The organism is Paenibacillus sp. 1_12 (genome assembly GCF_900114475.1).
In the GTDB taxonomy this organism is placed as follows: Bacteria; Bacillota; Bacilli; order Paenibacillales; family NBRC-103111; genus Paenibacillus_S.
The window spans coordinates 123,819-135,672 of the sequence record NZ_FOTE01000013.1; the positions used below are offsets into that span (position 1 = coordinate 123,819).

The 11,854-nt window shown below is 44.8% G+C and carries 8 protein-coding genes; 3 read left to right on the top strand and 5 right to left on the bottom strand.

The window, feature by feature from the left end; genetic code table 11:
• Window positions 1-165: 165 nt before the first annotated feature.
• From BM210_RS24395 to BM210_RS24415, 5 genes are all read right to left on the bottom strand, one after another.
• The gene (locus BM210_RS24395; protein WP_091174546.1) at window positions 166-2,511 is read right to left on the bottom strand and encodes an AraC family transcriptional regulator; all 2,346 of its coding nucleotides are present in this window, start codon (window positions 2,509-2,511) and stop codon (window positions 166-168) included.
• A 117-nt stretch (window positions 2,512-2,628) separates the two neighbouring features.
• Window positions 2,629-4,164 carry an extracellular solute-binding protein gene (locus BM210_RS24400; RefSeq protein ID WP_256223991.1) on the bottom strand — a complete coding sequence of 512 codons (1,536 nt, stop codon included), beginning with the start codon at window positions 4,162-4,164 and terminating at the stop codon, window positions 2,629-2,631.
• A 27-nt stretch (window positions 4,165-4,191) separates the two neighbouring features.
• Entirely contained in the window at window positions 4,192-5,070 is an 879-nt protein-coding gene (locus BM210_RS24405) for a carbohydrate ABC transporter permease (protein WP_091174548.1), read from the bottom strand.
• 12 nt (window positions 5,071-5,082) lie between these two features.
• The gene (locus BM210_RS24410) at window positions 5,083-5,988 is read right to left on the bottom strand and encodes an ABC transporter permease (protein WP_256223993.1); all 906 of its coding nucleotides are present in this window, start codon (window positions 5,986-5,988) and stop codon (window positions 5,083-5,085) included.
• 460 nt (window positions 5,989-6,448) lie between these two features.
• Window positions 6,449-6,994 carry a 50S ribosomal protein L25 gene (locus BM210_RS24415; protein WP_091174551.1) on the bottom strand — a complete coding sequence of 182 codons (546 nt, stop codon included), beginning with the start codon at window positions 6,992-6,994 and terminating at the stop codon, window positions 6,449-6,451.
• Between the two features lie 421 nt (window positions 6,995-7,415).
• On the opposite strand from BM210_RS24415, the gene BM210_RS24420 reads away from it, so the two are divergent.
• From BM210_RS24420 to BM210_RS24430, 3 genes are all read left to right on the top strand, one after another.
• Window positions 7,416-9,701 carry a helix-turn-helix domain-containing protein gene (locus tag BM210_RS24420; protein WP_177237974.1) on the top strand — a complete coding sequence of 762 codons (2,286 nt, stop codon included), beginning with the start codon at window positions 7,416-7,418 and terminating at the stop codon, window positions 9,699-9,701.
• Window positions 9,702-10,019: 318 nt separating this feature from the next.
• Window positions 10,020-10,913, top strand: coding sequence for an ABC transporter permease (locus BM210_RS24425; RefSeq protein WP_091174619.1), 894 nt, complete (start codon window positions 10,020-10,022; stop codon window positions 10,911-10,913).
• Window positions 10,914-10,926: 13 nt separating this feature from the next.
• Window positions 10,927-11,805 carry a carbohydrate ABC transporter permease gene (locus BM210_RS24430; RefSeq protein ID WP_091174554.1) on the top strand — a complete coding sequence of 293 codons (879 nt, stop codon included), beginning with the start codon at window positions 10,927-10,929 and terminating at the stop codon, window positions 11,803-11,805.
• Window positions 11,806-11,854 lie beyond the last annotated feature (49 nt).

Below are 11,854 nucleotides of genomic sequence, written 5' to 3' on the forward strand. Positions count from 1 at the left end.
GGGCCAATCAACAATTCGTTGCGGAGTGATACTGAGGTTGTTTGAGGAGGTGGCTTAAGATCGGCACAGTATGTGCCTCCACTTTTTCCAAAACAGTCAATACCGTCATCTATTTATTTAGAAAGGTAACTCAGATACTCGCGTTTTGCCCAGTCTATCAAAGGCCTACTGCAAGGATTTCTCTCTGAATTGACCCGGTGTCATATTCTCGTATTTTTTAAATAAACGAATAAAGTAAGAGGGTTGGTAGCCGATATGCTCAGCAATTTCGTTGACCTTCATGTCTGTGCCTCTGAGCAACTCCTTCGCTTTTTCTATGCGAAGTGAGGTTAAATAGTCGATAAAATTCATCCCGTTAATCTGCTTGAACGCTTTACTTAGCGTAAATGGAGTCGTGTTGAACATGTCCGCATACTCTTCCAGGGAAGTATCACTGGTAAAGCGTTGTTTCATAAGATTCATCACCTGCTCGACGAGCTGTTTCATGTTAATGTATTGGTGCTGACTAAGCTTTTCGATGTAAGGCAGGATAACCTTTTGCCGGAAAAACCGAATCATCCGTTCCGGCTCCCGCATTTGGTTCAGCTGCTCGTACAAATTTTCACCGCCGAATAGGCTATGCGGGAGGAAGCCGGTTTCCAGCATCGTATGCATAATACTGCCCAGCACCTGCATGACTCCCTCCTGCAGCATTCTTTCTTTGCCCGTTTGCCGGACAAGCTCTTTGACAAAAGTCTCGATAAGATTTATGGATTGTTCTCTATGCCCCATACGGATCGCATAGATCAGTTCCTTCTCGATAGCGAAAGGATACTGTACATCTTCATTGGAGCTAGGCAGCATTTCATCCAAATCAATCACCTGGTGATCTTCGTTCAAGTCACGGTAACGGATTGCGTTGCGTAGAAACAGCAAAAGTTGGGGAATGTCTTTAATCCGGGAGGTCAATCGCCCGATACAGATCGCTGTTTGCATTTTGAGTAATGAGCTGATGGTACGCACCAAAACATCGGACAGTATGTACAGCTCCTCCTTCACCTGCCGTTTGCTGCTGTCCATCGGATAAGACAGGAGGATACCTACGGTTAAGTCCTGAAAGTTAATGACTTCGGCCTGATCGCAGCGGGCACTCACAATTTCTTGTGCAATATTGGCTGCAGCGAAAGTGACCAACTGCTCCTCAGTTTCATGAAACCTTCCGGAACCCTTGGAAAATCCGGCAATCTGCACCAGCAGGAGGACGAAACGCTGTGATTCGGTTTTCCATCCGTTGCTTTCGATCCGGTTGCACAGCTCTGTTTCGCTTAGCGAATAAAAATGACCTTGTACGAGCTGCATTAAAAAGGCGGCTCTCAGTGACGGATACGCCTGCTCCAGCTTCGATTCAAGAGCCCGGCTCTCCTGCCGCATATGGTTCCACTGACTCTCTATAAATTCGAGTCCGTCTCCATGGCTGTTGAGGGTTGTTCTTTGATCCTTCATAACATTGACCAAGTTTTTAATAGGCCGGTATAACCGTCTAGACGCCACCCAGGACAGGAAGACGGCAATTAGTAGTCCGAATACACCGATGCCCAGCATAATTCTCGACATGAGCACAACCGGAGCTGTCATTTCCGATAATGAGGTAGCCGTTACATACCTCCATGGCACACCGAGGCGGGAAAACTCACCGTAAGAAACTGAGTAGGATTGTCCCTTCCAATCGAACAAATAGGAACCAGACTCTTCGTTTCTGTTCATAACGTTATCCTTCAAGGCCGTTTCCAACGCTTGGTATCCTTCTGTGGAAACGGTCCCGGAAACGATAATATGTCCGTCCTTCCCGATAAGAAAGGAAATTCCTTTATCGTCCGTCATCATGCCTTCGACCATTTGGACCAGCTTGGATTTATCCAAATAAAAAATTAGAGCGCCATATGGATGCCCGATACTGGGCACCTTTTGAACAAGTGCAACATAAGGCTCTCCCCCTCTGATATTCACCTTATTCAGGGAATCACTCCATTGGAGCCCATTTCCCTTATCCAATAAAGGTTGAAACACTTCCTGTTGCTGATCATCAGGAATCGGCACGATACCTTCGATGTCGGAAACGATAATCGGCTGTTGCTGATTTAAATATAAATGGACCTGATTGATTAACGGATAGGCTCCCTTCATGACACCCAAAAACCGATACAAATTATGCGTCAAGTTATATTCGTAAATCAGGTCGGCACTTCTCAATCTTTCGTCCAGCCTGCTATCCAGAGACCATTGCGTGGCCGCCAACTCCAGCTGGGCCAGATTATCGTTCATACGTTCAAGGCTTTTCTTGAGCAATGCTTCGTGATTCTGGGAGATCTCCCTTTCAATATGCGCACGGCCTGCAATATAAGAAGTGATACCGATGATAGCTGTAGGCAAGCTAGTAATACATAGCACCAGTATCAAGCTTTTTCGGTAAAAGTTATTTTTGCCGGATCGCTGGGTCCACCAGTACCATAACTGCTTCCATCGAAACCACATAGCTGTCCCTCTCTTCTCATTAAATTAATCTATTATACCTAACCCTTTATCGAAAACATATCACAACGTAAAAAATCCCCCGGTTCCAAAGTTTTTGGAATCGGGAGGGGATAGGGTTTATTTTTTTGCGCTCAAACGCTTTTGATAAGCATCGTTCATTTCAGCAGTGATTTTAACCAAATCGGGATCGTTTTTTAGTTTAGTGACATAATCATCCCAGGAAGAAATCGGTTCTTTACCCATGATCACCTTTGTTTTCATATCCTGAATTTTCTTATTCAGTTCAGAACCCACTTTGATGCTCGTTTCGGAATACAAACCGACGGAAGGATCTCCCATACTGATCTTAGCTTTCTCGTCGATAATTTTTTTGTTGCGCTCCAACACATCATTCGGCATGCCCGTTCTGTATGCGCGCAGGTACTTATCATATTTCAGGAAGATTTGACCAAGCGCTTGCTGAGCAACAATATCCTTTTTAGCTTGCTCGGTTGCAGTTAGAATTCCGTCTTTCTCGGTGTAATGCACATCCTTCAGGCCGTAATTGGCAAGGGTGCTTCCTTCTTCCGAAGCACCGTAATCCATCAATTTCAACAGCTGCTTCACTTTTGCTTCAGGCACTGATTTTGGTATCGAGAACATGCCGAAGAATCCGCTGTCTTTGTTCGAGTAGCCGTTTAACGAAACCAATGGTAAGAAATCAGCTTTCGGATTGGTCTTGCGAAGCTCTTCTGTCGGTTCCCAAGCCGCCTCAACCGAATCCTGGAAAGCTCCGCCACGATTAGCCTTCAATAAATCTTTAGCCTGCGTATTTTTCATTACCGCGACGTCCTCTGGGATCAGCTTCTCCTTAAACGCACGGCTAAACCATACCAGGCTATCCTTCACTTCAGGCAGTACATTCACATTGACCAGCTTGCCATCGATAAGCTTCCAGTCTCCGTTTGTTTTTGTAAAGCTGTTCTGCAGCTGGTTCAGATAAGACATACCGTTCTGGTCAACAAAACCGATATAGCCGATTGTGTCCGCTTTACCATTACCATCGGGATCTTTCTCTACGAACGCCTTCATCACATTGTACAGCTCATCCGTTGTTTTAGGCACTTCAAGCTTCAAGTTATCCAGCCAATCTTTACGCAAGTATGGGAAGCCACCGCCGTCGGTTGGGCGTGGACGCGGAATACCATAAGTTTTGCCATCAGCTTGTTTGGTATTCTCATAGGATTCTTTTGGGTATTGCATCAGATTCGGGTAATCCTTAAGAAGCGGAGTTAGATCCCAGAAAGCACCTTGCGCCACCATACTGCGCACCTGCGCACCAAATGGATTATCGAGTAGAATCAAATCCGGGATATCTCCCGAGGCCAAGGTCACGTTGATTTTATCCGCATAGTTGTTTGGTGAAACCCAAGTAATTTTCAGCTTCGTATTGGTCCTTTTCTCAATTTCTTTCATGACAACGTTATCCGGTCCAGGAGGCTCCGGCGTATAATACATTGTCATAATGCTGACATCGATCGGTTTGCCTGCTGCTGCACCATCCGTACCGGTTGCCGCCTGTCCGGGTTTATCCGGGCTGCTGCATGCCGAAAGAATAGAAGAAGCGAGAAGTGCGGATGCGAATACCGTTGTTGTTTTTTTGTTCATTTTCATTTTTTTTGACCTCCTGTTTGATCTTGTTTATTCTTTGACGGAGCCTACCATCGCTCCCTTGGCAAAATGCTTCTGCAAGAAAGGATACACCAGCAGAATCGGTACCGTTGCAATCACCACAGCGGCCATTTTTAGCGTTTCCGGCGGGATGCGCTGCTCCGAAATCATCTCTGCAGCAGCCGATCCTCCTGCCGCTGTGGAAGCGTCAATCAACATGTTCTGCAGCAGCACTTGAAGCGGTTGCTTTTCAAAATCATTAATATATAAGAGTGCCGTAAAAAAAGTGTTCCAGTAAGCTACCGCGTAAAACAACCCAAATGCAGCCAGTGAAGGCAACGATAACGGTAAAATGATCCGGTACCATACGCTGACATCATTGCAGCCGTCGATTCTGGCTGACTCCTCTAGACTGGCTGGAATGCTGTCGAAGAAGCCCTTCATCAACAGGACGTACCACCCACTGGTCAGTACAGGTAAAATAAGCGCCCACGTACTGTTGATGAGATGCAAATCTCGGACCAGCAAGTACGGAGGGATGAGACCAGGGTTGAACAAGGTGGTGAGCAGAATTAACAGCATCATCAATTTACGGCCTTGGAGCCGCTTTCGCGAGATCGCATAAGACAAGCAGGAAGTGACGAATAAGCTGAGCGCCGTACCGACGACCGCGAGGAAAACGCTGTTGCCAATCGCATTCAGGAAGGCGTTGGTCGACATCAAGTATTTGTATGAATCCAAGCTCCATTTCGTAGGAAACAGCGTGAATTGAGTTGAAAGATAGGAAGAAGGATCAGTGAATGAGACAACGAACACATAGTACAGCGGAAAAAAAGTAATAACGCCAACGATCCCGAGCAGGGTGACATTTACAGTATTAATCATACGGTCACTTGCAGTTTGCATCATGTGTTCCCCTCCTTAATAAACGCCGTCTTCACCGAATTTTTTAGCTAGCTTGTTGGCCCCGATAACCAACAGCAAGCCAATGATGGATTTGAATACGCCTACCGCGGTGCTGTAGCTGAATTGACCTTGCTTGACACCCAGCCGATAAACATAGGTATCGAACACATCAGCCACCTCGGATACAGCACCGTTCATCATCAGAAATACTTGCTCGAAGCCGACATCCATAATATGGCCAATCCGTAAAATCAATAAAATAATAATAACGGAGCGAATACCTGGCAGTGTAATATGCCATATTTGGCGGAAGCGCCCGGCGCCATCCATCTTGGCCGCTTCATTCAATTGAGGATCAATGCCTGCCATGGCAGCAAGGAAAATAATAGTTCCCCAACCAGCATCCTTCCAAATCGACTGAGCCGTCAGCATGCCCCAGAAATAGCTTTTATTCGTTAAAAAATCAATTTTGTTAAAGCCAAAAGCGACTAGTACTTGGTTGATTACACCGTCACCGGTTGAGAATAAGAGAAACGTAATCCCGACGATGATAACCCATGATAAAAAGTGCGGCAAATATACAATAGATTGAATGATCTTCTTATAAGTTGCCTGTCTGACCTCATTGAGCATGACGGAAAGAAAGATCGGCAGCGGAAAGAAGAGCACTAGAGACAAGATATTAATAGCGAGCGTATTGCGGAACAGCATGAAAAAATCAGGATTAGAAAAAAAACGTTGAAAATGCTCCATACCAACCCAAGGACTTGCTAAGACACCTTGATAGGGAGAATAATTTTGAAATGAAATAATAATTCCCCACATCGGTACATAACGGAATATAAGGAAATAAAGTAATCCAGGAAGGGCTAACAAATATAAAAATTTGTCACGGACGATACCTGACCAACCCTGTTTCATTCGACTTATACCTGCGTTTTTTTTCGTTCCACCTGCGGAATGGGTTGCCGGTTCCAATGTCGAAGCCATAATGTATACCTCCATTCATGTCTTTTGTCCTTATTGTCGGCTGCTGAGGTTGGAACGCTCCATTCAATCTATATCACTTCTTGATTTCCATCAATCATCCATTTTTGTAAAGCAAAACCCTGGTAATAACAAGGATTTTGAGGTCCGGTTTCCTGGTGTTGACTTTTTTTGTGTGCTGTATGAGTCACCTTTGTATACAAAAAAACAGGCGTCTTTCGCACAATCCAATTGTGTAAAAGATGCCTGTTTGACTATTCATGTTGCTGAGCCAAGAAAAAGCGCTAAGTGTGCCTACAATCAAAAAACACGTCGTATCTGCAGACGAGCTGCAGGAACGACGTGTTTTTTTATAGTTGAATCTTATTAAATTTGGTTGAACGAACTGGAGGAGTTAAGGCTTCACAACAGATACGAGAAACTCATTTCCTCCGGAAATAACCGTAACTTCTGACGGTAACTCCAAATCCTTCACATGCACGGATTCTCCGATATTCATATCACTGATGTCAAATTCTATTGCAGACGGCAAATGTCTTGGCAATGCCTCTACCTCAATAAACTCACATTGGATTTGCACAACCCCGCCCTGCTTCATACCGATGGGTTTGCCTTTGAACTTAACCGCAATTTTTGTACGTACGATCTCGTTAGTCTGCACTTGCTGAAAATCAACATGCAGTAAATCTCGCGTTAGAGGATCTCTTTGGAGATCCTCTAACAGTACGGACAAAGAACCTTTTCCCTCGAGCTGTATCTCGATAAAACCAGATGCACCTTGCTTCAACCACCTATGAAATTCTATTGTTGAAATATGAATCATCTTATTTTCCAAATTTCTACCGAATACAACGCCAGGCAGACGGCCTGATTTGCGTAGATTTCGAAGTCCGGATGGATTCAAATGTATGCGTTGCTCTGCTTGAAATAATGTCGTCATGCTCAACTCTCTCCTCTTCATTAAAAGATCTTTGCGCTCGGTCCTTAATCGCTGAATCTTCCCCGAAAGGGGATATAGAGAGAAACATAGCATCACCACCTCCATGTCCTAACAAATACGGCACAAGACATTTAATGTAAAAATCCTATACATATACACGAAGGCACCCCACTTGGAAGAGTGGAATGCCTATCAGTTATCCCTACCATATCATAGAAGCCTCCCGATGTCGAACCAAGACCATTGTCCATTACGGTATAGATCATGCAGCTTTTGAATTCGTTCTGCCGGTAGGGGAAGAGATTGTAATTTCGCTACTATGGATGACATTCGGTATTAGTAATTTACTAAGTTTTGGCTTGTGCTATACTGATATTAATTTAATATCTTTCATAGGAAGGAGGCGCTGAATGAATTGAATATGGGACTATCTAAATATTTTATACGTATGGTGGGGTTCATTCTGCTGCTGGGTACCTTGCCTATCCTGTTCCTTGGGTTGTTCTCTTACGTGAAATCGACGGCAATTTCAAGGGAACAAGTGATCAAGGGCAATATGAGTATGTTGTTCCAGACAGAGATGCGGGTCGAGCAGCTGCTCAAAACGGTGGAGAATGCTGTAACACAGCTGCAATCCTCTTCCTTGATTCAGACCATGAAGGATCGGATGCTGACGCAATTCGATTTCCAGTATTTTGATGAGCTGTTTTATCAATTGCACCATTTGCAATCCTATGAGAATGGCATTCAAGATGTGACTTTAGTGAACTACCCGCAGGATTGGATTGGAAATAACCGAATGTTGACTTCCTTGTCCACCTTGCCGAATAAGGAAAGCATCGATGCCTATATGCAAAGCCGTCAAAATGCATACTGGGCCAGAGAATTACCGACTGAATCCATTCCACCAGGCATGAGCACCACAATAGGCATCAATTTCATCAAAAAACTGCCGCTTCAAGTCCAAAATCAGAAGCCTGTCGGACTATTCATTGCCAAAATTACAAGTGCAGAGCTGAACAAGATTTTGTCGAACAGCGCAAGCTTAGGAAAAACGATGATCTTGGACGAGGACTATCGTGTCATTGGGAGCACCAATGATAGTGATGTAGGCAAAAGCCTATGGGGTTACGGCGAAAAGCTGCTGCGTCCCAAAGCGGAGCAGGAAGGATATTTCGAAAGCGAGTTCGAAGGAGAGGCCTCCGGCGTTACGTTCCTCAAATCGGCGTACAATGGCTGGTCCTACATTTATGTCATTCCGATTAGTGAAATAACCAAAGAATCGAGGGTCATCGGATGGATTACGCTGCTGGTCTCGCTCGGGGTTGGATTGATTATACTTGCGACTTCCTTTATCATAGCGCGCAGAATGTACCTTCCCATTAAGCAATTGGTAGATACGGTTAAAGGACTTCCGAGCAGCAGCACTAACGATGAACACAAATCGGACGAGTTTCAATTTATTGGCGGCCGGTTCGAGAAAATGAAGGATACCCAAGCAAGACTGGAAAACCAAATACAGACGCAGGTTCAATTTCTGCGCGAACTGTTTATTTTCAAGCTGTTCCAAGGAAAAGTCAAGCCGAGCGAGGTTAACGAAAAACTGAGCTTATACGGTTATTCTGAAAATTGGAAGCGCTTAAACGTGATATCTATCCAGATCGATTCGCTTAAGGATACCCGATATGAAGAGCGGAATTGGGATCTCCTTCTCTTCGCTATCAGTAATATCGTTTCTGAACTCATTCCAGCGCACCGTCGTTTGAGCCCGATCCAGTTTGATCATTTTCAAGTCACCATATTAGGGACTGAATCTGAGAACGTTCAGGAAGTGAAAGCTGAACTGTTCGAGATGGCTGATCGGATTCAATCTACTGTCCACAACGTGCTGGGGCTTGAGATCAGCATTGGCATAAGCAATTGCTACCCGCATATCTCCGATACGCCAAATGCCTATCAGGAAAGCATAGAAGCGTTACGTTACCGGATGCGATTGAGCGAAGCTTCTATTCTGCTCCATGAAGACGTTCAATCCGGTGTTAGTCAAACACTTCGATACCCGGAACAGATTGAAGCCGAATTAATCGATGCTATCAAACTGACTGATATTGCAAGGGCAGAAGAACTGATTGAAGCGTTTCTGGAATCCGTGTTCAGTGTACAGATGAATTTTCGCGTTCATCAGATGGCATTTGTCCGATTATTGGTGGACTTGGATAAGATCGTCCAGCCGTACGGTATTTCGCTCAGCACCATACATGAAGGAAACCACTCTTTGTTTCAGGAGCTGTTTGAGTTAAAAACGGTAAATGAGCTGAGGGCCTGGCTGCAGGATTCCATTATTAGCAGAATCGTGGGTATCCTTGAGCAGCAGCGCAATTCCCAATACCGTAGATTGTCCGACCATATGCTGGATCTGATTCATGAGCGTTTCCATACGGATTTAACGCTTGAATCGTGTGCCAAAGCGTTGAATTATCATCCCAATTACCTCAAACGGGTGTTTCGGGGCGAGCTGGGGATCAATTTCAGCGATTATTTGATCCAGTATCGGATGAATATAGCCAAACAACTGCTGTTAGACTCCGATATGAAAATTTCTGAAATCGCTGAAAAGATCGGGTACAGCAGCTCGCAAAATTTCATTCGCAATTTCCGCAAAACGGAAGGAACCACTCCCGGACAATTCCGGGAGAATGCTATTTAAAATCGATTTTCAAGACCTTTATAAATAAAATGATAGTTTACAAGGTCAAGGCACACCGTTGTACAGGGGTGCCTTTTTTCATCTCACTTGAATGAACATAGATGCCGCTGCTCTTGAAGGTTCCGAAATGCTTATGTCCAGGTTCCGCGAAGAACCTATATGTGTCTATCTGCCGTAAAATCGAAAACGGGAACGTATTTATGATCTGGCTCCCTAATGAACATCGACGTGAATTTCCTGCTAGGCATATAATCAAAATCATCAAGATTACCCTAATTTAGGGAAGGAGGTTTTCCATTGCTTCATTCTTCACCACTCATGCGCAGTCTGTATAAGAACCGCCTCATTTATTTAATGATCGCTCCTGGAATTTTCTACTTTTTGGCGTTTAAGTATTTGCCGATGTTTGGTCTTGTGATCGCTTTCAAAGATTTTCAGCCGTTTCTCGGTGTATGGAACAGCCAGTGGGTCGGCTTCAAGCATTTTGAATACTTTTTTATGTTGCCTGATTTTTGGATGCTGTTCCGCAATACATTCGTGCTCGCGTTTTACAATCTCGTATTTTTCTTTCCGCTGCCGGTTATTATAGCGCTCATGCTGAACGAACTGCGAAGCAATCTGTATAAGAGATTTATTCAATCGATGATTTATGTGCCTCACTTCGTATCGTGGGTCGTCGTCGTCGGAATCGCCTTTATTTTTCTGACAACGGATGGTGGAATTGTGAACGAACTGCTGGAATCGTTTGGTTTTACCAAAATCAACTTCCTGTTAAACAAAGACTGGTTCCGGCCGCTTGTCGTTTCGGAAATCATTTGGAAGGAAGTCGGCTGGGGGACGATCCTTTTCCTGGCGGCACTCGCCGGGGTCGACCAACAGCTTTATGAGGCGGCCCGCATCGATGGAGCAGGAAGAGCTCGCCAACTGTGGCACATTACACTTCCGGCCATTCGGAGCACCATTGTGATCTTGTTGATCCTGCGGCTCGGCCAATTTCTCGACACGGGCTTTGAACAGATTTACTTAATGCTGAACCCCATGAACCGCGACATTGGCGAGGTGTTCGATACGTATGTGTATACGAATGGCATTCAACAGGGGAAATTCAGCTATACAACCGCAGTCGGATTGTTCAAATCGGTCATCGGGATGGTGCTAGTCATCGGAACCAACTATCTGGCCAAAAAATTCGGCGAGGAAGGCGTTTATTAAGGAGGGGCTGCGAATGATAAACCGTTCTTTGGGCAACCGTGTGTTTGACACCATCAACGCGGTAACCCTTTTCATAGTGGGAATGCTTACTATTATTCCTTTTGTATTGATCATTAGCGGTTCGTTCGCACCAGCGGAAGAGCTGTTGAAAAAGGGAGTCGTTTTCTTTCCTTCCCGCTTTTCATTTGATGCGTATCGGTATATTTTCTCGACGGACTCTTTGATCCGCAGTATGCTCGTCACCATCTACATTACGGTGGTGGGCACGCTGGTCAATTTGTTCCTTACTTCCATTACCGCTTATGGACTCGCACGTAAGGATTTACTCGGACGACGGCCGTTCATGCTGCTGATTATATTTACACTGCTGTTCAATGGCGGGATCATACCTACGTTTCTGGTCGTCAAGTCTTTCGGCTTGTTGGACAGCTACAATTCCTTGATCATTCCTACAGCTATCAGCGCCTTTAATCTGATTATCCTGAAAAACTTTTTTCAGCAGCTTCCTGAAGGGCTGGAAGAGGCTGCGAAAATAGATGGATGTAACGATTTCGGCATTTTATTCCGGATCGTGCTGCCTCTGTCCATGCCGGCTTTGGCGACCTTTGCGCTTTTTTATGCGGTAGGTCACTGGAATGCGTTTTTCAATGCGATTTTGTACATTAATGATTCCAACAAATGGCCAATTCAGGTTCTTTTACGGCAGATTGTCATTATGTCTCAGGGCGGGATAGGCGATTCCGCGCAATTCAACGATCAATTTATTGTACCGCCCGCGCAGACGGTCAGTATGGCGGTTATTGTCGTCTCGACGATTCCGATCTTATTGGTTTATCCGTTTTTGCAAAAGCACTTCACCAAAGGACTGCTATTGGGCTCTGTCAAGGGATGATGACTTCCATCAGGAATGTTGATCATAATTTACAAGAAGATAAGGGAGG

Bases quoted from the DNA above. Each gene is read 5' to 3' on its own strand.
- BM210_RS24395 (WP_091174546.1), bottom strand. From the start codon at position 2,511: ATGTGGTTTCGATGGAAGCAGTTATGGTACTGGTGGACCCAGCGATCC.
- BM210_RS24400 (WP_256223991.1), bottom strand. From the start codon at position 4,164: ATGAAAATGAACAAAAAAACAACAACGGTATTCGCATCCGCACTTCTC.
- BM210_RS24405 (WP_091174548.1), bottom strand. From the start codon at position 5,070: ATGATGCAAACTGCAAGTGACCGTATGATTAATACTGTAAATGTCACC.
- BM210_RS24410 (WP_256223993.1), bottom strand. From the start codon at position 5,988: ATGAAACAGGGTTGGTCAGGTATCGTCCGTGACAAATTTTTATATTTG.
- BM210_RS24415 (WP_091174551.1), bottom strand. From the start codon at position 6,994: ATGACGACATTATTTCAAGCAGAGCAACGCATACATTTGAATCCATCC.
- BM210_RS24420 (WP_177237974.1), top strand. From the start codon at position 7,416: ATGGGACTATCTAAATATTTTATACGTATGGTGGGGTTCATTCTGCTG.
- BM210_RS24425 (WP_091174619.1), top strand. From the start codon at position 10,020: ATGCGCAGTCTGTATAAGAACCGCCTCATTTATTTAATGATCGCTCCT.
- BM210_RS24430 (WP_091174554.1), top strand. From the start codon at position 10,927: ATGATAAACCGTTCTTTGGGCAACCGTGTGTTTGACACCATCAACGCG.